This window comes from uncultured Roseibium sp., assembly GCF_947496995.1.
Taxonomy (GTDB): domain Bacteria; phylum Pseudomonadota; class Alphaproteobacteria; order Rhizobiales; family Stappiaceae; genus Roseibium.
In genome coordinates this window covers 1-24,412 of sequence record NZ_CANMFD010000010.1, presented here as the reverse complement: position 1 = coordinate 24,412, position 24,412 = coordinate 1, and the positions used below count along the sequence as shown (strand labels likewise).

Below are 24,412 nucleotides of genomic sequence, written 5' to 3'. Positions count from 1 at the left end.
GTCGTTATGGGTGTCGCTTCTCTCAATTTTCTGATTTTATCGACGGGCTGGTGAGATTCAAATGAAGGCAAATAAACAAAAACATGGAGAAAAACGAACATAGTCCGCTCACGCGGATTCCCGTGCAGGCCCTATCGCTGCGTCTTGCCCGCACGCCCATCCGGATGAAGCATGCGCAGACATGGCGGATCAACAAGATCAATCCGGTCCACGATCTTGTGTTCTGCCTGTCGGGAACGGCCCGGTACCGGGTGGGAGAGGAGAGTTTCACACTCTCTGAAGGCGAGGCGATGCTGATCCGGGGACGGGAGCGATTTCGCGGCGCTCACGGCGGTGGTGGCGAATATACCGGTGTTGCACAGCACTTCACGCTTGATCTCTTCGGCCGCGCCGACCTGATCGACCAGATGCGGCTGCAGCGCAAGGTGGAACTGCGCAACTGGCCGGTTCTTCAGCCTCTCATCGATCATTACCGGACCATGGCGGCGACCACGAGCCCGACGCTTGTGCAACACCACCAGTTCATGGTCCTGCTTCTCGCATTCCTTGACGATGCATTCCTCGGCTGGCGGGAGGAGGGCGACCTGCTCGCCAATCAGGGGCAGTTGTCGCTGCAGATCATGTTGCTCGCCTCAAGGCTCGCTGCCGAACCGCTGATGGAGAAGGGTCTGGAAAAAGCGATGGAGATGGTCCCCTACAACCGCGATTATTTCCGCCGGGCGTTTCGCGAGAGGATCGGCATGACGCCGCAGAAATATCTGGAGTTCAAGCGGATGGAATACGCGGTGCACCGGCTGGGACTCGGGCAGACTGTCAAGGAAACCGCGGCGGAACTGGGATATTCGGACCCCTATTTCTTCAGCCGCATGTTCAAGCAGTATATCGGCGCCAGCCCGTCCAGCTATCGGCTGAAACGAACCGCACGGTCCCGGTACAGGTCTGTCGAATAGGAGGAAGTCACGGCCATCCCGCGGTTCATGCGGGATGGGCCACGTGGTTCAGGCGGCGTGGTTCAGGCTGCGTGATTCAGCCCGGCAATGATGCCCCGCAGTTCGGCGAGGCCGCGCATGCGGCCGATGAGGGGATAGCCGGGATGGGTTCCCTTATCAGCGTCGGTCAGCAATTCGTGGCCATGGTCGGGTCTGAAGACGATGTCGCTGTCCGGACGGTTTTCGCTCTTCCGCCGTTGTTCCTCGCTCATCAGCACCTCGACCAGCGCCGGCATGTCGGTATCGCCTTCCAGATGGGCTGCCTCCTCGAAGGACCCGCTCGGTTCCTTCGCGACGTTGCGCAAATGGGCGAAATGGATCTTTCCGGCAAACTGTTTCGCGATTGCCGGAACATCGTTTGCCGGATTGGCTCCGAGCGAGCCGGCACACAACGTCAGTCCGTTCGACAGGCTCTCGTGCGCGGACAGGATCCAGTCGATGTCGGTGGCACTGGAGACGATGCGCGGCAGTCCGAGGATATCCCTTGGCGGATCGTCCGGATGAACGGCAAAGCTCAGCCCCAGGTCCTCGGCAGCTGGAATGACTTCATCGAGAAACCGTTTGTAATTCGCGCGGAGGGTATTGCGGTCGAGGCCGGCATAAGGCGTAAGTGCCTGCCGCAGTCCTTGAACGTCGTAACGGTCATAGGCACCCGGCAACCCGGCCATGATCGCGGTGACGAGGATCTCAAGATCCTCGGATGTGGCGTTCTCGTACCAGCGTTTCGCGGCGGCGATGTTTTCTGCCGTGTAATCCTGCTCTGCACCGGGCCGCTCGATCATGAAGAGTTCGAACGCGGCCATTTTCTCGGCGGAAAACCTCAGGCAGGAGCCGCCGCGTTTCACAGGGGCGGTCAGATCGGTGCGGGTCCAGTCCAGCAGCGGCATGAAATTGTAGCAGATCACCCGGATGCCCTCGGCGGCAAGATTGGCCATGGACTGCCGGTAGTTGGCGAACAGCTGCGTCAGGTCGCCTTCGCCGCGCTTGATCGCCTCATGCACAGGCAGGCTTTCCACGACCGTCCAGTCGAACCCGGCGTCGCGGATCTGCGTCTTGCGGGCGGCGACCGTTTCACGCGGCCAGACCTCACCGTAGGGGATTTCGTGCAGGGCGGTGACAATGCTGGACGCCCCTGTTTGTGCGATCTCGGACAGGGAAATACGATCCAGAGCGCCATACCAGCGCCAACCTTCAATCATGCGAGTGCCTCGAGAGTTCGGTGGACGCCGCCGGATGCCAGCCGCTCATAGGCGGCGGTGACTTCCGATTGGATGGCGTCCGCCAGAGCGGCATCGAAAATGTCCCGCACGCCCAGAAGCGCGGCGACCTTGCCTTGCGTATTGGACGCGCCGTCGGAAAGGATCTTGAGCCGCTCGGAGAGCGGGTCGCGCACATCGATGGGCTCGCCCTTGAGATCGGTTCCACCCACATAGATCATCCATGCCGCAACAGCGGTGAGAAGGCCGGGGCAGGCGCGATCGGCGTCAAGGTTGTCGCGCAGGGTTCCCAGGATCCGCTGCGGCAGCTTCTGGCTGCCATCCATGGCGATCTGCCAGGTGCGGTGCTGAATGCCGGGATTGGAATAGCGGTCGAACAGGGCGTCGGCGTAACCTTCCAGATCGACGCCGGGTGGCGCGGTAAAGGACGGAATGATCTCGGTCTTCCAGAGCCGTTTGACATAGGCGGCAAGGACGGGATCGGCGACTGTTTCGGCGATGGTCTCATGTCCGGCCAGATAGCCGAGATAGGCAAGCGAGGAATGCGTGCCGTTGAGCATTCTGAGCTTCATATGCTCATACGCGGTCACGTTGTCGACCAGCTCGACACCGACAGCACCAAGGTCCGGCCGTGCATCCTTGCCGTAGGCGGGAACGAAATCGTCCTCCACCACCCACTGCCTGAAAGGTTCGTGCATTACGGGCGCGGCATCGTCGCGTCCGGTCCTGGCGCTCAGCACCTCGATGTCCTGTGGCTTTGTCGCCGGTACGATCCGGTCGACCATGGTGGCGGGAAAGCGGCCTTCCGCTTCAAGCCAGTCCGCCAGGGCGGGATCGATTTTTCGCGCCAGTTCAAGAACGATGCCCTTCACCAGGCGGCCGTTGTCGGGAAGATTGTCACAGGTCAGAACCGTGAAAGGCGGCAGACCGGCTGCCTTGCGTCTCTGCAACGCCCTGACAAGGTACCCCGGCGCGGTCGTCGGTAGTTCGCTGGTCAGGTCGTGCTGGATGCCGGGATGCTTGAAGTTGAGGCTGCCGGACGCGGGATCATGGCAATAGCCCTTTTCGGTCACCGTCAGCGTAACGATCCGGATGGCGGGATCGGCCATCGCGGCCAGAACGGCCTCGGGCGACTCGGGGGCCACGAGAACGTCGCGGATGATTTCGACCTGGTGGAGACGGGAGCCGCCGGGCCCCAGTTCCTGGGCCGTATAAACGAAATCCTGCGGCGCGAGCTGATCGCGCGTCGTCGGGCTTTGCAGGCTGACGCCGATGATGCCCCAGTCGCCGCCGGACTTTTGCATGGCTTCTTCGATATAGACGGCACCGAAGGCCCGGAAGAATGCTCCCAGGCCCAGGTGGACGATGCCTGCGGTCGGCGCCGGTCCTTTTTCGCGGCTAACGCGCAAGCCAGCCTCCATCGACACTGAGAACGGTTCCGTGAATGTATTTTGCCGCGGGCGAGGCGAGGAAAACGGCAGCTTCGCCGATATCGCTGGCTTCACCCCAGCGCCCGGCCGGAATCCGCTCCAGGATCTGGCGGTTGCGGTCCGGGTCGTTGCGCAGGGCTTCGGTATTGTTGGTGGCGATGTACCCCGGTGCAATAGCGTTGACGTTGATGCCCTTGGCCGCCCACTCGTTGGCAAGCAGCTTGGTGATGCCGGCAACGCCATGTTTGGAAGCCGTGTAGGAAGGCACCCGGATGCCGCCCTGGAAGGAGAGCAGCGAGGCGATATTCACAATGGCTCCGGCCCGGCCGGCCGCAAGGGAGGCCTTGCCGAAAGCCTGGCAGGTGAAGAACACGGCCTTCAGGTTCACGTCGATGACGTCGTCCCAGTCGGCCTCGGAGAAATCGACGGAATCCGCGCGCCGGATAATTCCGGCATTGTTGACCAGAACGTCGATCGTCTCGTTTTCGAACAATGGTACGGCCGCCATGGGATCGGCGAAATCCACCGCCACGTGGCGGCCCTTTTCGATTTTCGACAGGGTTTCGTCGCAGTCGCGGCGGGCGGCGCAGAGCACCTCCGCGCCGGCTGCGCCCATGGCGATGGCAATCGCCTGGCCGATGCCCGTATTGGCGCCGGTTACCAGGGCGCGCTTGCCTTCGAGAGAGAAGGAGTTCACCGCAGGTCCCCCATTGCAACCATGTCCATGTCTGTGAAGTCGACATTGTCACCGGCCATCGCCCAGCAGAAGGTGTAGGCCCCTGTGCCCGCGCCGCAGTGGATGGACCAGGGCGGGGAAACAACAGCTTCCTCGTTGGCCATGACAAGATGGCGGGTTTCTTCGGGCTTGCCCATGAAATGGAACACGCGCTGGTCTTCGCCGAGTTCGAAATAGAGATAGGCTTCCATGCGCCGGTCGTGCAGGTGGGCAGGCATGGTGTTCCAGACGGACCCCGGTGCGAACTGCGTGTAGCCCATCAGAAGCTGGCAGCTCTCGGCGACTTCCGGATGGAGGAACTGCAGGATGACGCGTTCGTTGGAGGTCTCGGCGGAGCCGAGTTCGACCCGGCGCGCGTCCTTCACGGTGATCAGTTTGGTCGGGCAGGTCCGGTGCGCTGGTGCGGAGAGGATATAGAACCGGCCGGGGCCGGAAAAGGTCACCGGTCCGGAGCCCATGCCGATATAGAGCACGTCGCCGCGGCCGACGTCATAGGTCTTTCCTCCGGCTTTGACGGTTCCCGCATCGCCGATGTTCAAGATGCCGAGTTCACGGCGGTCGAGAAGGGACGGGGTGCCGGCTTCATGGACATGGTCCAGCACAAGTTCGCCCGAACCTGGAACCGCACCGCCCAGGATCAGACGGTCGTAATGGGTGTAAACCAGATTGATTTCGCCCTCGACGAACAGGCCGGAGGCATGGAAATGATCGCGCAGGCCCTGCGTGTCCAGCTTTCTCGCGGTTTCCGGGTCGATCGCGTATCGGGTTTCTACATTGGTCATGGCAAAAGTCCTCGGGTGTGGGGCGTTTCTTACAGAAAGTCGTCGCGGCGGGGCGTGAAGGTATCGATCAGCGTTCCCGGCTCGATGCAGACACAGCCATGCATGGCCTTGGAGGGAATGACGAAGCTGTCCCCGGGGCCGACCTCGAATTCCTTGCCCTCGATGCTGAAGCGGAATTTGCCGCTCTCGACATAGGTGGACTGGATGTGGGGGTGATTGTGGAGCTTGCCTTCCGCTCCGGTTTCCTGGAACCGGAAGGCGACGACCATCAGCTCGGCGCTGTCGGACAGGACCTGCCGGAGAATGCCCGGATCGGCGGCGACTTCGGGAAAGGTTTTTACAAACATGCTATCAGCCTCAGTGGAACAGGGACGGCAGCCAGAGTGACAGTGCCGGTATATAGGTGACTAGAAGAAGGGTGAAGATGCCGGCCCCGTAGAACGGCCAGATTGTCCGGACCGCATCCCAAACCGAAATCTTACCGACCGCACAGCCGACGAACAACACCGTCCCCACCGGTGGCGTACACAGCCCGATCCCCAGGTTGAGAACTAGAATGACGCCGAAATGCACCGGATCGACGCCGAAGGCCGTGGCGACGGGAAGGAAGATCGGGGTGGTGATCACGATCAGCGGCGACATGTCCATGAAAGTTCCGAGGAACAGCAGCACTATGTTGATCATCAGGAGGATGATCAGAGGGTTCTGCGAGACGTTCTTCATGAACGCCACCAGTTCCGCCGGGATTTTCAGGAAGGCCAGAAGCCAGCCGAAGGAGGCCGCCGAGCCGATGACCAGCAGCACCATGGCCGTGGTTCGGACTGCCGCCTTGGTCGCGCCGACGAATTCGGACCAGTGCATGGTGCGATAGGCGATGGCGGTCACCAGAAGCGCATAGACCGCCGCGATGCACGAGCTTTCCGATGCGGTAAAGATGCCTGACCGGACGCCGCCGAAGATGATGGCGATCAGCAGCAGGCCGGGAATGGCATTGAGGAACAGCGCGCCGAGCGCGGACCAGCCGGGGAAGGATTCGGTTGGATATCCGGCCTTCCTGGCCACGAACCAGGCGGTGATCATCAGCGACACGGCGAGCAAGAGGCCGGGGAAGATGCCTGCGGTGAAGAGATCGGCGATCGAAAGCCGTCCGCCGGCGGAGATCGAATAGATGATCATGTTGTGCGAGGGCGGCAGCATCAGCGCGATGATCGAGGACATCACGGTGACGTTGACGCCGTATTGGACCGAATAGCCTTTTTCCTTCATCTGCGGGATCATCAGGCCGCCGATGGCAGTGGCGTCCGCCGCGGCGGATCCCGAGATGCCGCCGAAGAGAACCGAGGCGGCGATATTGACCTGGCCGAGGCCGCCGCGCATATGGCCCACGACCGCCCCCGCAAGGGCAACGAGCCGCCGGGCGATGTCCCCGCGCACCATGAGTTCGCCGGCGAAGATGAAGAAGGGGATCGCCATCAGCGCGAAGACGGAAACGCCGGAATTCAGCCGCTGAAACACGATGACGGGCGGCAGCCCCATGTAAAGGACAGTGGCAAGGGAGGCCGCGCCGAGGCAGAACGCCACCGGTGTGCCGATGAGGAGCAGAACGACAAATGTGCCGAAGAGGATAACCGGTTCCATATCAGATCTCTTCCACAGGATCTTCGCCGAAACGGGCGGTCGGTAAGCCGGCCGCACGGCGGAATAGTCGTTCAATTGAAAACAGGAAAACAAGGCATCCGCCGCCGACGAGCGGCAGGAAATCGATAGCCCCGGATATCCCGAGTGACGGCAGCACGACGTCCCAGGCCGACAGGGCCAGTTTGGAGCCGTACCAGGCCATGCCGAAGCCGAAAGCGGCGACGACCACGTCCGAAATGCTGAAAAGGATCAGCTTTGTTTGCTGCGGTACGAAATACAGCAGGACATCGAAGCTGAGATGGTACCCCTCCCGGATGCCGACAGCGGCGCCCAGGAAAATGAACCAGCCCATCAGGATGACGGCGGCCGGTTCGCTCCACACGATGCTGTCGTTCATGACATAGCGCATGAAGACCTGAGCGGTGATGAAGACAGTCATCAGAATGAGACCGGTTCCCGCCAGCCACAGGGCGGCCGTCGAGACGAAGCGCAAGAAATGCGCGGCGAATTTCAGATGAGTTTGCACGTCGATGTCCTGAAGGCAGACCTGCGGCCAAAAGCGGCCGCAGGTCCTTGTGTGGTTAGTCGGTCGCGCGGATGCGAGCGACCAGGTCTTTCAGATTGTCGGAAGTGACGTGCTTTTCATAGACGCTGTCCATAGCGGCCATGAAAGGCTCCTTGTCGATTTCCGTGATGACCTCGACACCGGCCGCACGGACTTTTTCTTCGGAAGCCTTTTCGCGGGCCTGCCACAGGTCACGCATGACTGCGACGGAGTCCTTGGCAGCCTGGCGGACAGCAGCCTGATCTTCAGCGGACAGGTTGTCCCAGGTGACCTTGGACATGACCAGAATTTCCGGAACGATCAGGTGTTCGTCCAAGGTGTAGTAGCCGGCGACTTCATAGTGCCCCGAGGACTCGTAAGACGGCCAGTTGTTCTCGGCACCGTCGATGACGCCGGTCTGGATGGAGGAATAAACCTCACCGTAAGGCATCGGGGTTGCGTTGGCGCCGAGTGCGGACATCATGTCGACGAAAATGTCGGACTGCATCACGCGAACTTTCATGCCGCTAAGGTCTTCAATCGATTTAATTGGTTTAACCTTGTTGTAAAAGCTGCGCGAACCGCCGTCATAAAAAGCCAGACCGACATAGCCATGCGGTTCGAAGGCTTTCAGGATATCGTCACCGACCGGGCCGTCCATGACGCGGTGCATGTGGTCGACGCCCTTGAAGACATAAGGCAGCGAAACAACCTTGGTTTCTTCAACCAGGTTGTTGAACGGGCCCATGGAGACGCGGTTCAGATCGATGACACCGAACTTCGTCTGCTCGATGGTGTCCTTTTCTTCGCCGAGCTGAGCGGAATGGAACACTTCCACGCAGATGCGGCCATCGGTGCGCTCTTCAAGAAGCTTGCCCATTGCCTTCACGGCTTCCACCGTCGGATAACCGTCCGGATGGGTGTCGGAAGACTTGAGGGTCACTTCGCAGGCGACCGCAGCGGTTGTGAAGGCAGCAGTTGCCAACAGAGTTGCCGCCAATGACTTCAATACTTTCATAATATTCCTCCCAGAAGTTGCTCGTTAGAGCCGATAGGCTTGCTTCACAAGCCTGTAAGTGAGGTCAAGAGCGACCTCAAAAGCCTCGTCCTCGTCCAGCCTCCCGGATGTAACGAGTGATGCGAGGTATGCACTGTCGACCCTGCGGGCCACGTCGTGGCGGGCGGGGATCGAGCAGAATGCCCGTGTGTCGTCGTTGAACCCGACGGTATTGTAGAAGCCGGCCGTTTCCGTCGTCGTTTCGCGGAACCGGCGCATGCCTTCCGGACTGTCGTAGAACCACCAGGCCGGACCGAGTTTCAGGACGGGATAGACACCGGCCAGCGGCGCCAGTTCCCGTGCATAGGCAGTTTCGTCCAGCGTGAAGAGAATGACGCTGAGGTTCTTTTCAAGGCCGACCGCGTCCAGAAGCGGCTTGAGCGCATCGACGTAATTGGTCTGTGTCGGGATATCGAAGCCCTTGTCCCGGCCGAAGGTCTGCATGATCGCCTTCGAATGGTTCCGATGGCTGCCCGGATGGATCTGCAGAACGAGGTCATCCTCCAGACTCATGCGCGCCATCTCGGTCAGCATGTGGCCGCGGAAGGCATCGGCTTCCTGCGGCGTGCAGCTTCCCTTCAGGGCTTTCTGGAACAACTCGTCTGCCTGGACGGCCGACAGGTTTTCCGTACGCGCGGTCGGATGGCCATGATCGGAGGAGGTGGCGCCGAAGGATTTGAAATAGGCGCGCCGCGACCGGTGAGCGTTCAGATATCCCTGCCAGGTGGTGGCGTTCTCTCCCGTCAGTTCACCGAATTTTTCGATATTGCCCTGAAAGCCCTCGAACTCGGGATCGACCACGGCGTCCGGCCGGTATGCGGTCACGACGCGGCCGGTCCAGCCGCTGTCGCGGATCTGGCGGTGCCACTTCAGGTCGTCCAGTGGCGATTCCGTGGTGGCGATCGCCTCGATGTTGAAGCGTTCGAAGAGCGCACGCGGACGGAATTCCGGACGGGTCAGGCAATCGGCGATGTGGTCGTAGGATTCATCGGCGGTTTCCGCCGAAATCCGCTTTGTCCAACCAAAGACTTCCTGGAAGGAATGGTCCAGCCACATGCGCGACGGTGTCGCCCGGAAGAGATGATAATTCTCTGCAAAGAGCCGCCAGATCTTGCGGCTGTCGCTTTCCGTCCGGCCTCCGTCAACCCTCGGAACGCCGAGGGCGCCAAGATCGATGCCCTGGGAGCACAGCATGCGGAAGACATAGTGGTCGGGGACGATGATCAGCTGCGCCGGGTCCGGAAACGCCTCGTTTTCAGCGAACCAGCGCGGATCGGTATGTCCGTGCGGGCTGACGATCGGCAGATCCTTCACCGAATTGTAAAGGTCCAGAGCCAGGGTACGCGAAGAGGGATCGGCTGGCAGCAGGCGATTCGGATCAAGTCCGTTCCTGGAGGCACCCTGCGCCTGCGTTTTTCCCAGTGTCATTTTCACCCCCGCGGACCTTACGTTACGTCCTTTGTTGCGACTAGTAAACTGATATGCTAGTTGAGTAGGCGAGTCAACGGAGAGAAAGCTGATGGTAGAAACAAGCGTCCTGAAGGCGCTGGAACCGATAAAGATCCCTTCGGTGGCCGATGCGGTCTTCGAGGAGTTGCATCAGCAGATTCTTTCCCTGGAACTTGCCCCTGGAACCCGCATGTCGGAAGTGGAGGTCGCCAAGGCGTTCGGGGTCTCCCGCCAGCCGGTGCGCGATGCGTTCTACCGGTTGTCGCAGCTCGGCTTTCTGTTGATCCGGCCACAGCGCGCCACGGTGATCACCAAGATATCGGAAGCAGCCGTTTTGAAGGCCAGGTTCGTTCGCACGGCGCTCGAGATCGCCTGTCTGAGGGCTGCCGTGGAAATGGCGACCCAGGACGACATCAAGGATCTGGAGGAGCTCCTCAAGGAACAGCAGGCAGCCGTCTCGGAGAATGAACGTCAGAAGTTTCACAGACTTGATGACGATTTTCATCGGCGCATCTGCGAAATATCAGGTCATGAATATGTCTGGGCGCTGATCCGCGAGCAGAAGGCTCATATGGACCGTGTGCGCTTTCTCTCGCTCGCCTCCGGTGCGCAGGCCGCTCTCGACGACCACGTCAGCATCACCGAGGCCCTGCGTGCGGGGGACGGCGAGCGGGCAGGCGCATGTCTGACGGTACATCTGAGCCGGATCGGAACCATTCTGAGCTGGATACGCGCGGACAATCCCGAACATTTTGAAGACTGAACTTTCCAGCGACGGCGGAACGGGTTTTCGCCGTCAGTGACCGGCCGTTTCTTGGCGGTGTCTCCGTGCAGTTGAATGATTGCCCCCGCCGTCATTTTCATGATCGGCAAGACAGACAGGACGCCAGCCTCAGACGATCCCGCCTCCGGCACCGGAGACGTCCGGGCGGATGTCCGCCACCTTCTGCCGATACCCGGATGCCCGGTAGGCCGCCACGGGATCGACGGCACCGCCGGAGTCCAAGCGGGCCATGGCCAGAATGGGCTCCACATCAGTGCGGAAAGCGGTCTTCAATGTCGTCGTCGCCATCAACGCGTCATTGTCCTGCTGAAAGCCCTCCAGCGCTGCCCTGTCGACCAGAAGCGCCTGGGCATAGGCGCGCTGGACTTCCATGGCGCTGACCATCAGGCTTTCGATCGGATCGGTCACATTGTGCGACTGGTCTAGCATATGTGCCGGAGCGAAGTCCGGTGCCTGGCGGGTTTCCGCATCCACCAGTTCGTTGAAGACGAGAAACAGGCGATAGGGATCGATCGAGCCCGTGTCCAGGTCGTCGTCGCCGTACTTGCTGTCGTTGAAATGGAATCCACCGAGCTTGCCGAACTGGATCAGCCGGGCGACGATCATCTCGATATTGACGTTCGGCGCATGGTGACCGAGATCGACGAGGCAATAGGCCTGCGGTCCCAGTTCCTGCGCGATCATGTAGTTGCTGCCCCAGTCCTGGACGACGGTCGAATAAAAGGCCGGCTCGTATATCTTGTGCTCGGTAAAGAGACGCCAGTCTTCCGGCAGTTGCGCGTAGATGGCTTTTGCGGACTCCAGATACCGCTCGAACTGGCGGGTGAAATTGCTCTGGCCGGGGAAATTCGATCCGTCGCCGATCCAGACGGTCAGGGCCTTGGAGCCAAGGGCCTGGCCGATCTCGATGCATTCCAGATTGTGTTCGACGGCCTGCCGCCGGGTGGCTGAGTCGGTGTGGGACAATGAGCCGAACTTGTAGGAATTGGCCTGGCCGTCCTGATCCTGAAAGGTGTTGGAGTTCATGGCGTCGAAGCCAAGTCCGAGAGCGTCTGCCCGCGCCTTGAGTTCGGACGGATCGGCCTTGTCCCAGGGAATGTGCAGCGACACATTCGGGGTTGCCCGGGTCAATTGCTGAATGACCGAGCAATCCTCAAGCTTGTCGAAAATGTTGCGGGGTTCGCCTTTGCCCGGAAAACGCGCGAAGCGCGTGCCGCCGGTGCCGACACCCCACGAGGGAACGGCAACGCCATAGGCGGCGACCTTCCGCTTGATCCCGTCAATTGCAATTCCCTGACGGTCGAGCCGCTCGCCGAGCGCATCGTAGTCGCGTTCGAGATTGCCGGTCCGCGTCCGGTTGTCGCCGTCGATCAGAGAGGTGTCGATCATCATGAGAAAATCCTTTCCCGGATATCTTCAGATCCTGTGAGGCTTGAAAGTGCTCTCACATGCAAAAAAGGCGAGCAAATCTACCTGGTCACACCGAACCGGGGTGGTCCGGTGTGACCAGGTTTTGCTCTAGCGCGTGAAGGACTGCACGTTGCCGGCATCGACATTGATGATATTGCCGGTCGATTTCGACGACGCTTCGCAGGCGAAGAAATAGCTGGCTTCGGCGATATCTTCCGGCAGCACGGAGCGCTTCAGCAGGGAGCGCTGGCGGTAATGCTCCTCGAGTTCGGAGGTATCCTTGCCATAGGCTTCGGCGCGTTCCTTCAGCCAGTCGCCAGACCAGATCTTCGAGCCGCGCAGCACGGCGTCCGGATTGACCACATTGACGCGGATGCCGTCCGGCGCGCCCTCGAGCGCGAGGCATCGGGCGAGGTGAATCTCGGACGCCTTGGCCGTGCAATAGGCGCTCGCTCCCGGCGAAGCCGCAAGGCCGTTCTTGGAGCCGATGAAGATGATCGAACCTCCGATGCCCTGCTGTTTCATCACCTGGAAAGCCGAGCGTGAGACCAGAAAGTAACCGGTCGACAGGATCGACATGTTCTTGTTCCAGAGCTCCAGCGAGGTTTCCTCGATCGGCGCGGAAGATGCGATCCCGGCATTGGACACCAGAATGTCGATGCCGCCAAATTCCATGGCCGCGCGGGCAAAGCTGCCCGCAACGGCGTCCTCGCTGGTCACGTCCATGGTGACGGTGCGCACGACGTCCTTCGAAAAGCGGCCCTCCAGGTTTTCAGCCGCCGCTGTGAGCGCCTCGGCATCGATATCGGCAAGAACGACACAAGCGCCCTCGCGCAGGAAGCGTTCCGCCGTGGCCGAGCCGATGCCGCCGGCACCGCCGGTGACCAGAGCCACCCGCCCCGCAAGGCTTTTCGGCTTCGGCATGCGCTGCAGCTTGGCCTCTTCAAGGAGCCAGTATTCGATATCGAAAGCCTCCTGTTCCGGCAGGCCGCGATAGGTCGAAACGCCGGAGGCGCCGCGCATCACGTTGATGGCGTTCGTGTAGAACTCGGCGGAAATGCGCGCTGTCGCCTTGTCCTTGGCAAACGTGATCATGCCGACGCCGGGAACGAGATAAACAACCGCATTGGGATCGCGCAGGGCCGGGCTGTCGGCATGTTTGCAGCGCTCGTAATAGGCCGCATACTCCTCGCGGTAGGCAGCAACCGCTTCGCCGAGCCCGGCAAGGGTTGCATCCGTATCGGGGTTTACCGGGTCGAAATCGACAACGAGCGGACGGATCTTGGTGCGCAGGAAATGGTCCGGGCAGCTTGTGCCGAGGGCGGCAAGCGGTTCCATGTCCGCCGAACAGACATATTCCAGCACCGCATCGCTGTCGTCGAAATGACCGACCATGTGCTGTTTGCCGCTGACCATGCCGCGGATGGCAGGCATCAGCCGGGCGGCAACGTCGCGGCGCTCGACGGGCGGCAGGGCGCGATGCCTGGAGCCGCCGAAAGCCTCCTTGCCGGCGGTCTTCTCCTCAAACCAGGCAATCGCCCGGTTGATGATATCAAGCGTGGTCGCATAACAGGTTTCGGCATCGTCCGCCCAGGTGAAGAGGCCGTGACTTTCCAGGACGACGCCCCTGGCCTGCGGGTTTTCCAGACAGAACTTTTCAAGCCAAAGGCCGAGTTCGTACCCCGGACGGCGCCAGGGCAGCCAGCCGATCTCGGTGCCGAAGATCTCCCGGGTGATCGCCTCGCTCTCGCTTGCCGCCGCAACGGCGATGATCGCATCCGGGTGCATGTGGTCGACATGTTTTCTGGGAACATAGGCATGCAGCGGCGTGTCGATCGAGGCGGCGCGCGCATTGAGATTGAAGGTGCAATGGGGCAGGTAGCCGACCATTTCGTCTTCGAATTCCGGACCGCGATAGAGAGACTTCAAGGTGCGAAGCTTGTCCATGTAGAGCGTCGCGAAACCATCCATCCTGATTGTGCCGACATCGCCCCCCGAGCCCTTGACCCACAGCACCTCGGTCATTTCGCCGGTCAGCGGGTCCTTCTGCATGACCTTGGCGGATGTGTTGCCGCCGCCGTAGTTGGTGATGCGCTTGTCGGAGCCGAGAAGGTTGGACCGGTAGAGCAGGCGCTCGGGCTCGCTCATGGTTGAAGCCTTTTGACCGTCCCACAGGTTTTCCAGCCGGGACCCGGCGGCAGAATTCAACATCATGTCCTCCCAGTAATGCCTGACAGCTTGCGGCTGTTTCAGCAGAAACTCGCTTGATCGAGTCTGGTTGTCAATCAAAAACAATCAAGATCAATCATATTGCGCTGCAAAATGACGATTTATGATTTTTTGTGATTGACATTGACCGGTGTTGGTGGAAACGTTTGCTCTAACGGGAGGACCAGATGCACGAAAAAGAACGCCACAGGATTATTCTTTCTGCTGTCCAGGACCGTCCTGTCGTGACAGTTCAGGAACTGGTGGCGCTCACGGATTCCTCCGAAGCGACGATCCGCCGGGACATTGCCCAGCTGCATGTTCAAAAGAAGCTGCGGCGTGTGCGTGGTGGAGCGGAATCCATTCATCCGCCGCAATTCGTCGGCCTCGCCGGCCGTCCGTTCAGCGTCAATGAATCCATCAATATTGCGCAGAAGCGGGCCATTGCGCAAAAGGCCGTGGAGTTGTGCGAAGACGGCGATGCGATCATCATCAACGGCGGCACCACAACCTTTCAGATGGTGCATCCTCTGGCGACCAAGCGCTGTCAGGTCTTCACCAATTCGTTCCCGATCGCCGAGCATCTGCTGAAGAATTCCAAGAACACCATCATGCTGTCGGGCGGGGTCATCTACCGCGAGCAGAACATTATCCTGAGCCCCTTCGAAAACGATGTGACGCGAAATTTCTATGCAAAGCGCGTTTTCATGGGGGCCCAGGGGCTCGGGCCTCTGGGGCTGATGGAAGCCGATCCGCTGCTGATCCAGGCCGAACAGAAATTGATCGGCCAGGCGGACGACCTGGTGGTTCTGGCGGATTCATCGAAATTCAGCGCGCGCTCGAGCCTGATCCTGTGCCCGCTGGAACGGATTTCCACCATCATCACCGATGACGGAATTCCGGACAGCGCGGTCAAGATGCTGGAGCAGGCCGATATCAGACTGATTGTGGCGGAGGTTGGCGCCGCACAGAGCAAGGCGACCTCGAACGGGTAGCCGGCATTCTGCCGGGACCTGGGAGGGCCGGCAGCCATTCGGAGGATCCTGTATCCGTGAAAAACGCGGGCAGGATGATCCGGAATTTTGAAAGCGATCAAGTTTCTGCAGTCAAACGTCTGCAGGACGATCCTGGGAGGAAGACCATGAAATTGCTTAAATCACTTCTGGCCGCGACCGCCGTTGCAGCGGTCTGCATTGCCGCGCCGGCACAGGCTGAAACCAAGCGCATTGCGCTTGTCGTGAAGGCCCTCGGTATCGGCTTCTTCGAAGCCGCGGCCAAGGGAGCCGAAGAGGCGGCCAAGGAACTCGGTGACGTGGAGATCATCTACACCGGACCGACCGACACCACGGCGGAAGGCCAGATCGAGGTGATCAACGCGCTGATCGCCCAGAAGGTCGATGCCATCGCGATCTCCGCGAACGATCAGGATGCCCTCGTTCCCTCGTTGAAGAAAGCCATGGACCGCGGCATCACCGTTGTCTCCTGGGATTCCGGCGTTGCGCCTGAAGGCCGTCAGCTTCACCTCAACCCGTCGTCCAATCCCCTGATCGGCAACATGATCATCAAGCTTGCCGCCGATCATCTTCCTGATGGCGGCGATGTGGCGGTTCTGTCCGCTTCCGCCACGGCCACGAACCAGAACATCTGGATCGAGGAAATGAACAAGGTGAAAGACAATTATCCGGGCATCAATGTCGTCGCCACCGTCTACGGCGATGATCTTGCCGACAAGTCCTACCGCGAAGCGCAGGGCCTCATGCAGACCTATCCGGACCTGAAGGCGATCATCGCTCCGACCTCTGTCGGCATCGTCGCGGCGGCGCAGGCTGTCTCCGACGCCGAAAAGGCCGGTCAGGTCAATGTGACCGGTCTGGGACTTCCTTCGGAAATGGCCGGCCACATCGAATCCGGTGCGTCCAAGTCCTTCGCGATCTGGAACCCGATCGATCTCGGCTATTCCGCCACGGTCCTGGCCTATAACCTTGCCACCGGCGCGGCCGAGGCAGCACCGGGAGCGGAAATTCCGATGGGCCGTATGGGGACGTTGACCCTCGACGAGAACAGTGAAGGCGCCATGGCGGATCCGTTCGTCTATGACAGCTCCAACATCGACGACTTCAAGGACATTTTCTAAGTCGCGTCAAAACCGGTCCGGCCACCGGACCGCAAACTCCGACCCGGTGCACTGCGCACCGGGTCCTTTCAAAGACACTTCACCAGAACAGGCGCCGGAACATGGTCATGCTTGCGAAGGGCATCGAGGACGCATCGCCGCAATCCGGCGAAGGTTCCGCTCCCGTCCTGTCCCTGACGGGCATTTCCAAATCCTTTCCCGGCGTCAAGGCGCTCTCGGGCGTCGCCCTGGACCTTTATCCGGGTCAGGTCACGGCGCTGGTCGGCGAGAATGGTGCGGGCAAGTCGACCATCGTCAAGATCCTCACCGGCATCTACCAGCCGGATGACGGTCAGATCCGCATCAACGGCGAGCCCATGAGCTTCCCGACCGCGCAGGACGCGGGAAGCGCGGGCGTGACGGCCATTCATCAGGAGACCGTGCTATTCGACGACCTCTCGGTGGCGGAAAACATCTTCATCGGCCATGCGCCGAAAACCCGCTTCGGGCTGATCGACCGCAAGGAAATGACACGCAAGGCGAAGGCTCTTCTGGAGAGGATCGGCGCGCAGATCGATCCCGGCGTTCCCCTCAGGGATCTCGGCATCGCCAACAAGCATCTGGTGGCGATTGCGCGCGCATTGTCCATCGACGCCCGGATCGTCATCATGGACGAGCCGACCGCATCCCTATCCCACAAGGAGATCGAGGAAACCTATGAGCTGGTCGAACGGCTCAAGGCGGACGGCAAGGCCATATTGTTTATCAGCCACAAGTTCGACGAGATCTTCCGCATTGCCGACCGCTATACGGTTTTCCGCGACGGAGAGATGGTGGGCGCGGGAAAGATTGCCGAGGTCGGTGAACGGGAGCTGGTGAAGCTGATGGTCGGCCGGTCGGTGGACCAGGTCTTCCCCAAGCGGACACCTCAACTCGGCGAAGAAGTTCTGAAGGTCGTCGGCTATGCGCACCCGACCGAGTTCGAGGATATCGGCTTTACCCTTCGCGCAGGCGAAATCCTCGGTTTCTATGGTCTCGTAGGTGCCGGACGCAGCGAATTCATGCAGGCGCTGTTCGGTATCACCAAACCCTCCAAGGGGGCCATTCGCATCGACGGCAAGGTCGCCGTCACGCGTACGCCGAACGAAGCGATCGGCCACGGCATCGTCTATGTGCCGGAAGACCGGGGCAAGCAGGGGGTGATCAAGGGATTACCGATCTTCCAGAACGTTTCGCTGCCTTCACTGAAACAAACGTCACGAAACGGGTTCTTGCGGCTGGCGGAAGAATTCACGCTGGCGCGCGACTACACACAGCGACTGGACCTGCGGGCCGCCGCCCTCGATCAGGACATCGGCGAGCTATCCGGCGGCAACCAGCAGAAGGTGGTCATCGCCAAATGGCTGGCGACCAAACCGCGTGTCATCATTCTCGACGAACCCACCAAGGGTATCGACATCGGCTCCAAGGCGGCGGTGCATGAATTCATGGCCGAACTTGCCGCCGGCGGACTTGCCGTCATCATGGTGTCTTCCGAAATTCCTGAAATCCTCGGCATGTCCGACCGGGTCATCGTCATGCGCGAAGGGCGCATCGCAGCCGAATACGAAGGCGCGGACCTGACGCCGGAGCATCTGGTGCGGGCCGCGGCCGGCATAACGGAGGTGCGGACATGATCCGCTTGCTGTTCAAGTCACGCGAAATGATCCTGGGTGCGGCGATCCTTGTGCTCGTGGCGGCGATCGCGTCACGGTTCCCCGCCTTTGTCGCGCCGTCCAACCTTGCCAATGTCTTCAACGACACGGCCCCGCTGATCATCCTGGCGCTGGGCCAGATGGTGGTCATCCTGACCCGCTGCATCGATCTTTCCGTTGCCGCGAACCTCGCCCTGACGGGCATGGCTGTCGCCATGCTCAACACGGTCATGCCCGGGCTTCCGGTTCCCCTCATTCTTCTGGTCGCCCTGTGCCTCGGTGCCTTCATGGGACTGATCAACGGTCTGCTGGTGTGGAAGCTCGATATTCCGCCGATCGTGGTGACGCTCGGCACGATGACCATCTTCCGGGGCATCATATTCGTGATCTCGGGCGGTGAATGGATCAATGCGCACGAGATGAGCGACACGTTCAAGGCCTTTCCGCGCGCCGTTATGTTCGGTCTGCCGGTCCTGTCGTGGATCGCGATCGCGGTTGCCGCGGGCTTCGTGGTGCTTGTCGGCAGAACGCCGCTTGGCCGGGCATTTTTCGCGGTCGGCGGCAACCCGCATGCGGCAGTCTATACCGGCATCGATGTCGGCCGCACCCAATGCGCCGCCTATGTTCTCTCCGGGGCGCTCGCCGGGCTGACAGGGTATCTCTGGGTGGCGCGCTACGCGGTTGCCTATGTGGATATCGCGGCCGGGTTCGAACTCGAAGTGGTCGCCGCCTGCGTGATCGGCGGCATTTCCATCGCCGGCGGCATCGGTTCGGTGGGCGGTGCGCTGCTCGGTGCGCTGTTCCTCGGGATCGTCAAGAACGCCCTGCCGGTCATTCATATCTCGCCCTTCTGGCAACTCGCCATCTCCGGCAGCGCCATCATCATCGCCGTTGCCTTCAACGCGACGTCGAGCCGGGCCAAGGGCCGGGTGATCCTGAAAAAAGCGGAGCACGCGCTATGAGCCTCGCCTCACCTGACCTGGCGGGACGCCAGCTGCCGGACCGACTGAAGACACCGCTGCAGCGTTTTCTGGTGAGCTGGGAATTGCTGCTTCTCGGCGTTGCCGTCGCGGTCTTCGTGTTGAACAGCTTCGCCTCGCCGTATTTTCTCGATCCCTGGAACCTGTCCGACGCCACTTTCAATTTCACCGAAAAAGCCATGATCGCCTTTGCCATGGCGCTGCTGATCATTTCCGGTGAAATTGATCTTTCGGTCGCCTCGATCCTCGCACTGGCCTCCACCGCCATGGGGTTCGCCGTGCAACTGGGCGCCGATACGCCGGTGCTGGTTCTGACCGGTCTGGCCGTCGGCCTCGCCTGCGGGGCTTTCAACGGCCTGCTCGTCACCGGCTTCGGCCTGCCGTCCATCGTCGTCACCATCGGCACCATGAGCCTCTTCCGGGGGATCTCCTACATCGTTCTCGGCGACAAGGCCTATACCGGGTATCCGTCCGATTTCGCCTTTTTCGGTCAGGGCTACGTCTGGTGGGTGATTTCCTTCGAGTTCGTGCTGTTCGCGCTGCTGGCAGTGGTGTTTGCCGTGCTTCTGCACCGCACGAATTTCGGCAGGGCGGTCTATGTCATCGGCAACAACCCTGTTGGGGCGCTGTTTTCCGGCATCCGCGTGCCGAACGTGAAATTCGCCCTGTTTCTACTGACCGGGTTGATGTCCGGCGTGGCCGCCATCTGCCTGACCTCCCGCCTCGGCGCGACGCGCCCGTCCATTGCGTTCGGCTGGGAGCTGGAGGTCGTCACCATGGTCGTTCTCGGCGGTGTCAGCATCCTGGGCGGGTCCGGCACCATTCCCGGCGTCGTCATCGCCGCCTTCGTGATGGGCATGGTGACTTTCGGTTTCGGCCTCCTGAATGTTCCGGGCATCGTCATGTCGATCTTCATCGGCTTGCTATTGATTGCCGTCATCGCCTTGCCGCGTATTGCCCGGCGTCTGCTTGCAGGACGGAAGGACTGAACAATGGAAAAAGTCGCCTTCAAGATGCAGCTGCATCCGGGGTCGGAAGCCGAATACCGGAAGCGCCACGACGAGATCTGGCCCGAACTGGCTGCGCTTTTGAAGGAAGCCGGCGTCAGCGACTATTCCATCCATCTGGACCGGGTAACGAATATCCTGTTTGCGGTCCTTTGGCGGCGGGACGATCACACGATGGATGACCTGCCTGCGCATCCGGTGATGCGCCGGTGGTGGGCGCATATGGCTGACCTGATGGTGGTCAAACCCGACAATGAACCTGTCGCGGTGCCGCTCGAAACCGTCTTTCACATGGACTGACGGCGATGAGGAGCCTGAAACATGTCGGGGTCGTCGATATCGGCAAGACAAACGTCAAGGTCGCCGTCGTCGATCTCGAGCGCGAATGCGAGATCGGCGTGCTGACGCGGCCCAATCGCGTTCTGCACGGCCCGCCGTATCCGCATTATGACACGGACGGGCACTGGCGGTTCATCTGTGACGCGCTCAAGCAGCTTCATCTTGAACATGGTATCGATGCGCTGTCCGTGACAACCCACGGCGCCTGCGTGGTTCTTATGGACGCGGAGAGCGAACTTGCCGCGCCTATCCTCGATTATGAATTCGGCAGACCCGACGAGCTGGCCGTAGCTTACGATGCCATCCGTCCGGATTTCAGCGAAACCGGTTCGCCGCGTCTCGGCATGGGGCTGAATGCCGGCGCGCAGATCTTCTGGCAGTTTCGCTCCGACCCCGGCCTTGCGGAGCGGACCGCGTCGGTGCTCACCTATCCGCAATACTGGACATTCCGTCTGACGGGCGTCACGGCCAACGAAGTGACATCGCTCGGCTGCCACACCGATCTGTGGTGTCCGGGCGACAATCGCTATTCCCCGCTTGTGGAGCGTCTGGGGCTTTCGGAAAAAATGCCGCCGGTGAAGCGGGCGGCCGATCCGCCCGGCACGATCCTGCCGGAAGTCGCGCAAGCGACAGGACTGCCGGAAGGTCTGCCGGTCTCCTGTGGCATCCACGACTCCAATGCTTCGCTCTATCCGCATCTTCTCAAGCGACAGGCGCCGTTTTCGGTCGTATCGACCGGCACCTGGGTCATTGTCCTGTCCATCGGCGGACAAGCCGGATGTCTCGACCCGGACAGAGACACGCTGATCAACGTCAATGCCTTCGGCGATCCGGTTCCCTCGGCCCGTTTCATGGGCGGACGGGAATTTGAAATGATCCTCGGCGCGCGTGAAGCGGCATGTTCGGTGGCGGACATCACCAGCGTTCTTGAAAGGGAGATCATGCTTTTTCCGGCGGTCGATCCCCGGTCCGGACCGTTCCAGGGACGGGCGCAAGACTGGAGTGTCGACGAGACAACGCTCAGCGACGGGGAGCGTTATGCCGCGCTGTCGTTCTATCTGGCGCTGACCACCGCGGAATGTCTCGCCATGACCGGTGCGGAGGGGCCGATCCTTGTCGAGGGGCCGTTTTCGAAGAACCAGCTTTATCTGGACATGTTGCAGGCGGCGACCGGCCGGACAACCGAGGCGGCCGCCGGCTCGCTTACCGGGACCAGCGTCGGCGCGGCGCTGCTGGTTGCACAGAAGAAAACGATATCCGGCGCAGCCGCTCCGGTGGAGGGTCCTCCCGCCGATCCACGCCTCGAGAGCTACGCTTCCCGTTGGCTGGAAGACGTTCATCGCAGCGGCGCCAAATCCGGAATGGGCACGTCCTTATGAAGGGCGCTTTGTCCGCCTCTTGCGTATGGTGATGAAAATTGAGGCTGCGGTGCGATCAACTGGACGTGAAGTTTTCTTGACCCTTGGCCGGATGTGGTTACACCCGTTTACCTGATTGCAATTGTTTTTCCAGGCAACAGGTGGGTTCATGTTAGCATCCCCGGTTTCTCCAAAAGTCTCTCCAACTGGCGGGTCCGGCGGCTCGCGCACCGAAACAGGCCTGACCGAAGAGGGACAGGATGTCATCCTGATCGAAGGGCTGCTGGTGCCGGCGGAAATCGGCATTCTGGACAGCGAAAAGGGGCGGACCCAATCCGTCTGCTTCGATGTCGAGATCCGGACCGTGCCGGGCTACCGCAAGATTTTCCAGGAGACCGGTGCCTATGTATCCTACGCCGACACCGTCGAGTTCGTGCAGAACAAGGCTGCTTCCGGCGGGCACACGGATATGGTCGAGGACTGGGCAGAGGCGGTCGCCGGCTTCGTCCTGACAAACCCGCTGGCCGACCAGGTTACGGTCAAGGTGACCAAGCTGGACATTTTCGACGATGCGGCAGGGGTCGGTATCAGGATCTGCCGCAAGCGGTCCGCATGAGCGGCAACCGCCGGACATGAGCGGGAAACACTGGATTGGGGACATTCGGCCTTGCCGTACCGCCGCATTTTCCTATCTTTTCTGGAGCCTGCGTGACATGCGCGGGGAACCCTGCCCGCCACTGTGCTGCCCGCCAATGTGCTGATTGCCTGGCCTTATCTCTGGAGCCCCGCCTTCCATGATTTCCGCAGACCGCCTCCTCCCGTTGTGGCTCAAATACCGGGAGGCGCTGGAAGCACCGGTCCGGACTTTCGAGTTTGCGAAATTCGGCCGCCGGTTCGAGGACCGAACCTACCAGATGGGTGTTTTGAACCTGTCTCCGGACAGCAGCTATCGCGAAACGGTGTGTCATACGCTCGAGGCAGCGCTCTACCGTGGCCGGCGGATGACGCTGGAAGGGGCCGCGATGGTGGATATCGGCGCGGAATCGACCGGCGACGCCGCGGATCTCGTTGCGGCGGAAAAACAGATCGACCGCATGCGGCCCGTGGTGAAGGCGCTGGCGGAGGAGGGGATCCTCGTCTCCGTCGAGACCTATCATCCGGAGGTGGGCGTCGCGCTTCTGGAGGCGGGGGCGGGTGTGGTCAATCTTACCGGCCGGGTCGATGACCGGTCTTTTTATGAAGCGATTGCCTCCCATGAGGCCGGTCTGGTGATGTGCTACACGCCGGGGGAAAACGCACGCTCGAAGGATTATCTGCCGCCGGTGGAGGAGATCTTCGATCATCAGCTGGCCTTTTTCCGGGAGAGGGTCGCCCTGGCAACGGATGCCGGGGTGGAACGCCTGTGGGTCGATCCGGGCTTCGGCTTTGCCCTTCACCTGCCGGACGGGCCGGACAGGATCCGCTACCAGACCGACAGTATCCTGCAATCCTTCCGGCTGCGCGAGCTTGGCTGGCCGGTGACGTTGCAGCTCACCGGGGCAGTCTATCTGTTCAGGGACGAGGTGCGGGTGGCGCAGACCAGCGCGGCGACGCTGGCGGTGATGTCGAAGGCCAATCTGGTGCGCAGCCACGAGGTGTCGCGGGTCCAGCCGGTTCTGAACCTGCAGGATTATGCCTGACGCGGTTCCGCGCGGCGGTTGGGATCACGCCTCCCTGAGGGGAGTGCAGTTGGGAGACAAGTCATGACGGTCGGCAAGATTGCGCTGGTAACGGGGGCAGGAAAACGGGTCGGCAAGGCCATCGCCAGGGGGCTGGCCGAAGACGGCTACGCGCTCGGACTTCATTACAATTCCTCTGCGGACGGCGCGCAGGATCTCTACGAGGACATTCTTGCCTCCGGCGGCAAGGCCGCGCTCCTCCAGAAGGATCTCAGCCGGCCGGACACCGCGGGCGACCTTGTGCGGGAGGCTGCCGAGGCGCTGGGCGGCCCGGTTTCGGTTCTCGTCAATTCCGCCTCGGCCTTCGACACTGACAGCCTGGGCGATATGAGCTGGGACACATGGCAGTTCCTGATGAATGTGAATGCTGCTGCTCCCGTCTTTCTGATGAAAGCCTTTGCGGATCAGGATCCGCTGCCGGATGGCGGCGCCATCATCAACATGCTGGATACCCAGATGTCCTCGGCGTCGCCCGAACGTTTCAGCTATTTCTGCGGCAAGTTCGCGCTGGACGGCGCAACACGGCTGGCGGCCTTCGAACTCGGGCCGAAGGGGATCCGGGTGAACGCGGTCGCGCCGGGGCTGGTGCTTCCCAGCGACCAGAGCCAGGAAAACTTCGAAAGCCGCCAGAAGTTGACGCCGCTCGGCCAGGGGCTCGGGCCGGACGATATCGTTGCCGCGGTCAGGTATCTGGTGACGGCGAAACAGGTGACGGGGCATACTCTGGTGGTGGACGCGGGCCAGTGCCTGATGGGCTTCGGAAATTCTCCAGTCGGGTAGACGCAGGGTCCTCAAGGGTTCTGGAATGGTTAATATCCACCGCTGCGGGCGGAACGATATTTTTCGCAAGAAAATTCAAATCGGCAGTTGACGTGTTCTGTAGTGCTGCGTATAACGCGGCTCATCGACGGCGGCAACGTCGCTGGCGACAGGGTTTTGTGCTCTAAATTCCTGAAAAT

23 protein-coding genes are annotated in these 24,412 nt (G+C 61.0%); 12 read left to right on the top strand and 11 right to left on the bottom strand.

The features are described from left to right. Positions 1 to 122: 122 nt before the first annotated feature. Entirely contained in the window at positions 123 to 950 is an 828-nt protein-coding gene (locus Q1B40_RS24345) for an AraC family transcriptional regulator (RefSeq protein ID WP_299821074.1), read from the top strand. Between the two features lie 62 nt (positions 951 to 1,012). On the opposite strand, the gene uxuA is transcribed toward Q1B40_RS24345, so the two are convergent. Genes uxuA through uxaC form a run of 9 tightly spaced genes read right to left on the bottom strand, consistent with a single transcriptional unit; the run spans position 1,013 to position 9,821 of the window. Then, positions 1,013 to 2,188 (bottom strand): mannonate dehydratase, encoded by a 1,176-nt coding sequence (uxuA, locus tag Q1B40_RS24340; protein WP_299821071.1) that lies wholly within the window; start codon positions 2,186 to 2,188, stop codon positions 1,013 to 1,015. Beyond that, positions 2,185 to 3,615 carry a mannitol dehydrogenase family protein gene (locus Q1B40_RS24335; RefSeq protein ID WP_299821068.1) on the bottom strand — a complete coding sequence of 477 codons (1,431 nt, stop codon included), beginning with the start codon at positions 3,613 to 3,615 and terminating at the stop codon, positions 2,185 to 2,187. Before Q1B40_RS24335 ends, uxuA begins: the two co-directional genes overlap by 4 nt. After that, positions 3,605 to 4,333, bottom strand: coding sequence for a 2-dehydro-3-deoxy-D-gluconate 5-dehydrogenase KduD (gene kduD, locus Q1B40_RS24330; RefSeq protein ID WP_299821065.1), 729 nt, complete (start codon positions 4,331 to 4,333; stop codon positions 3,605 to 3,607). Before kduD ends, Q1B40_RS24335 begins: the two co-directional genes overlap by 11 nt. Then, entirely contained in the window at positions 4,330 to 5,154 is an 825-nt protein-coding gene (gene kduI, locus Q1B40_RS24325; RefSeq protein ID WP_299821062.1) for a 5-dehydro-4-deoxy-D-glucuronate isomerase, read from the bottom strand. Before kduI ends, kduD begins: the two co-directional genes overlap by 4 nt. Before the next feature lie 29 nt (positions 5,155 to 5,183). Then, positions 5,184 to 5,501 (bottom strand): cupin domain-containing protein, encoded by a 318-nt coding sequence (locus Q1B40_RS24320; protein WP_299821059.1) that lies wholly within the window; start codon positions 5,499 to 5,501, stop codon positions 5,184 to 5,186. A gap of 10 nt (positions 5,502 to 5,511) precedes the next feature. Continuing rightward, positions 5,512 to 6,792: a TRAP transporter large permease gene (locus tag Q1B40_RS24315; protein ID WP_299821056.1), complete on the bottom strand. Its 1,281-nt coding sequence runs from the start codon at positions 6,790 to 6,792 to the stop codon at positions 5,512 to 5,514. Between the two features lies 1 nt (position 6,793). After that, complete coding sequence (locus Q1B40_RS24310; protein WP_299821053.1) at positions 6,794 to 7,318, bottom strand: TRAP transporter small permease; 525 nt, start codon at positions 7,316 to 7,318, stop codon at positions 6,794 to 6,796. 55 nt (positions 7,319 to 7,373) lie between these two features. Continuing rightward, positions 7,374 to 8,354, bottom strand: a complete 981-nt coding sequence (locus Q1B40_RS24305; protein WP_299821050.1) for a TRAP transporter substrate-binding protein — start codon at positions 8,352 to 8,354, stop codon at positions 7,374 to 7,376. A 24-nt stretch (positions 8,355 to 8,378) separates the two neighbouring features. Next, positions 8,379 to 9,821, bottom strand: a complete 1,443-nt coding sequence (gene uxaC / locus Q1B40_RS24300) for a glucuronate isomerase (RefSeq protein ID WP_299821047.1) — start codon at positions 9,819 to 9,821, stop codon at positions 8,379 to 8,381. 91 nt (positions 9,822 to 9,912) lie between these two features. Between uxaC and Q1B40_RS24295 the strand changes: the two genes are divergently transcribed. Continuing rightward, entirely contained in the window at positions 9,913 to 10,605 is a 693-nt protein-coding gene (locus Q1B40_RS24295; RefSeq protein ID WP_299821044.1) for a GntR family transcriptional regulator, read from the top strand. 129 nt (positions 10,606 to 10,734) lie between these two features. Here Q1B40_RS24295 and rhaI read toward each other — a convergent pair whose 3' ends face one another. Both rhaI and Q1B40_RS24285 read right to left on the bottom strand, forming a co-directional pair. Next, entirely contained in the window at positions 10,735 to 12,018 is a 1,284-nt protein-coding gene (gene rhaI / locus Q1B40_RS24290) for an L-rhamnose catabolism isomerase (RefSeq protein WP_299821041.1), read from the bottom strand. A 126-nt stretch (positions 12,019 to 12,144) separates the two neighbouring features. After that, complete coding sequence (locus tag Q1B40_RS24285; protein ID WP_299821038.1) at positions 12,145 to 14,247, bottom strand: bifunctional rhamnulose-1-phosphate aldolase/short-chain dehydrogenase; 2,103 nt, start codon at positions 14,245 to 14,247, stop codon at positions 12,145 to 12,147. 185 nt (positions 14,248 to 14,432) lie between these two features. Between Q1B40_RS24285 and Q1B40_RS24280 the strand changes: the two genes are divergently transcribed. The 10 genes from Q1B40_RS24280 to Q1B40_RS24235 all read left to right on the top strand — a co-directional run bounded on the left by Q1B40_RS24280 (position 14,433) and on the right by Q1B40_RS24235 (position 24,233). Next, positions 14,433 to 15,239, top strand: coding sequence for a DeoR/GlpR family DNA-binding transcription regulator (locus Q1B40_RS24280; RefSeq protein WP_299821035.1), 807 nt, complete (start codon positions 14,433 to 14,435; stop codon positions 15,237 to 15,239). 146 nt (positions 15,240 to 15,385) lie between these two features. Next, positions 15,386 to 16,378: a rhamnose ABC transporter substrate-binding protein gene (gene rhaS, locus Q1B40_RS24275; RefSeq protein ID WP_068419463.1), complete on the top strand. Its 993-nt coding sequence runs from the start codon at positions 15,386 to 15,388 to the stop codon at positions 16,376 to 16,378. Positions 16,379 to 16,485: 107 nt separating this feature from the next. Then, on the top strand, positions 16,486 to 18,033 hold the full coding sequence (locus Q1B40_RS24270; protein WP_299821189.1) for a sugar ABC transporter ATP-binding protein: 1,548 nt from the start codon (positions 16,486 to 16,488) through the stop codon (positions 18,031 to 18,033). Next, the gene (locus Q1B40_RS24265) at positions 18,030 to 19,013 is read left to right on the top strand and encodes an ABC transporter permease (protein WP_299821028.1); all 984 of its coding nucleotides are present in this window, start codon (positions 18,030 to 18,032) and stop codon (positions 19,011 to 19,013) included. Before Q1B40_RS24270 ends, Q1B40_RS24265 begins: the two co-directional genes overlap by 4 nt. Next, positions 19,010 to 20,020 (top strand): ABC transporter permease, encoded by a 1,011-nt coding sequence (locus Q1B40_RS24260; RefSeq protein ID WP_299821025.1) that lies wholly within the window; start codon positions 19,010 to 19,012, stop codon positions 20,018 to 20,020. The genes Q1B40_RS24265 and Q1B40_RS24260 overlap by 4 nt, the downstream gene beginning before the upstream one ends. 3 nt (positions 20,021 to 20,023) lie before the next feature. After that, positions 20,024 to 20,338, top strand: a complete 315-nt coding sequence (gene rhaM, locus Q1B40_RS24255) for an L-rhamnose mutarotase (RefSeq protein ID WP_299821016.1) — start codon at positions 20,024 to 20,026, stop codon at positions 20,336 to 20,338. Between the two features lie 5 nt (positions 20,339 to 20,343). Further along, positions 20,344 to 21,756, top strand: coding sequence for an FGGY-family carbohydrate kinase (locus Q1B40_RS24250; RefSeq protein WP_299821013.1), 1,413 nt, complete (start codon positions 20,344 to 20,346; stop codon positions 21,754 to 21,756). A 148-nt stretch (positions 21,757 to 21,904) separates the two neighbouring features. Further along, positions 21,905 to 22,351, top strand: a complete 447-nt coding sequence (locus Q1B40_RS24245) for a dihydroneopterin aldolase (RefSeq protein ID WP_299821010.1) — start codon at positions 21,905 to 21,907, stop codon at positions 22,349 to 22,351. 178 nt (positions 22,352 to 22,529) lie between these two features. After that, positions 22,530 to 23,414 (top strand): dihydropteroate synthase, encoded by an 885-nt coding sequence (locus Q1B40_RS24240; protein WP_299821007.1) that lies wholly within the window; start codon positions 22,530 to 22,532, stop codon positions 23,412 to 23,414. Positions 23,415 to 23,477: 63 nt separating this feature from the next. Next, positions 23,478 to 24,233, top strand: coding sequence for an SDR family oxidoreductase (locus Q1B40_RS24235; RefSeq protein WP_299821004.1), 756 nt, complete (start codon positions 23,478 to 23,480; stop codon positions 24,231 to 24,233). The last annotated feature ends 179 nt before the right edge of the window (positions 24,234 to 24,412 follow it).

Excerpts from the sequence above, each read along its gene's own strand:
- rhaM (WP_299821016.1), top strand. The coding sequence starts at position 20,024 with ATGGAAAAAGTCGCCTTCAAGATGCAGCTGCATCCGGGGTCGGAAGCC.
- Q1B40_RS24270 (WP_299821189.1), top strand. The coding sequence starts at position 16,486 with ATGCTTGCGAAGGGCATCGAGGACGCATCGCCGCAATCCGGCGAAGGT.
- Q1B40_RS24295 (WP_299821044.1), top strand. The coding sequence starts at position 9,913 with ATGGTAGAAACAAGCGTCCTGAAGGCGCTGGAACCGATAAAGATCCCT.
- Q1B40_RS24240 (WP_299821007.1), top strand. The coding sequence starts at position 22,530 with ATGATTTCCGCAGACCGCCTCCTCCCGTTGTGGCTCAAATACCGGGAG.
- Q1B40_RS24235 (WP_299821004.1), top strand. The coding sequence starts at position 23,478 with ATGACGGTCGGCAAGATTGCGCTGGTAACGGGGGCAGGAAAACGGGTC.
- Q1B40_RS24285 (WP_299821038.1), bottom strand. The coding sequence starts at position 14,247 with ATGTTGAATTCTGCCGCCGGGTCCCGGCTGGAAAACCTGTGGGACGGT.
- uxuA (WP_299821071.1), bottom strand. The coding sequence starts at position 2,188 with ATGATTGAAGGTTGGCGCTGGTATGGCGCTCTGGATCGTATTTCCCTG.
- Q1B40_RS24280 (WP_299821035.1), top strand. The coding sequence starts at position 14,433 with ATGCACGAAAAAGAACGCCACAGGATTATTCTTTCTGCTGTCCAGGAC.
- uxaC (WP_299821047.1), bottom strand. The coding sequence starts at position 9,821 with ATGACACTGGGAAAAACGCAGGCGCAGGGTGCCTCCAGGAACGGACTT.
- Q1B40_RS24315 (WP_299821056.1), bottom strand. The coding sequence starts at position 6,792 with ATGGAACCGGTTATCCTCTTCGGCACATTTGTCGTTCTGCTCCTCATC.
- Q1B40_RS24260 (WP_299821025.1), top strand. The coding sequence starts at position 19,010 with ATGAGCCTCGCCTCACCTGACCTGGCGGGACGCCAGCTGCCGGACCGA.
- Q1B40_RS24305 (WP_299821050.1), bottom strand. The coding sequence starts at position 8,354 with ATGAAAGTATTGAAGTCATTGGCGGCAACTCTGTTGGCAACTGCTGCC.
- rhaI (WP_299821041.1), bottom strand. The coding sequence starts at position 12,018 with ATGATGATCGACACCTCTCTGATCGACGGCGACAACCGGACGCGGACC.
- rhaS (WP_068419463.1), top strand. The coding sequence starts at position 15,386 with ATGAAATTGCTTAAATCACTTCTGGCCGCGACCGCCGTTGCAGCGGTC.
- Q1B40_RS24320 (WP_299821059.1), bottom strand. The coding sequence starts at position 5,501 with ATGTTTGTAAAAACCTTTCCCGAAGTCGCCGCCGATCCGGGCATTCTC.
- Q1B40_RS24265 (WP_299821028.1), top strand. The coding sequence starts at position 18,030 with ATGATCCGCTTGCTGTTCAAGTCACGCGAAATGATCCTGGGTGCGGCG.
- Q1B40_RS24250 (WP_299821013.1), top strand. The coding sequence starts at position 20,344 with ATGAGGAGCCTGAAACATGTCGGGGTCGTCGATATCGGCAAGACAAAC.
- kduI (WP_299821062.1), bottom strand. The coding sequence starts at position 5,154 with ATGACCAATGTAGAAACCCGATACGCGATCGACCCGGAAACCGCGAGA.
- Q1B40_RS24245 (WP_299821010.1), top strand. The coding sequence starts at position 21,905 with ATGTTAGCATCCCCGGTTTCTCCAAAAGTCTCTCCAACTGGCGGGTCC.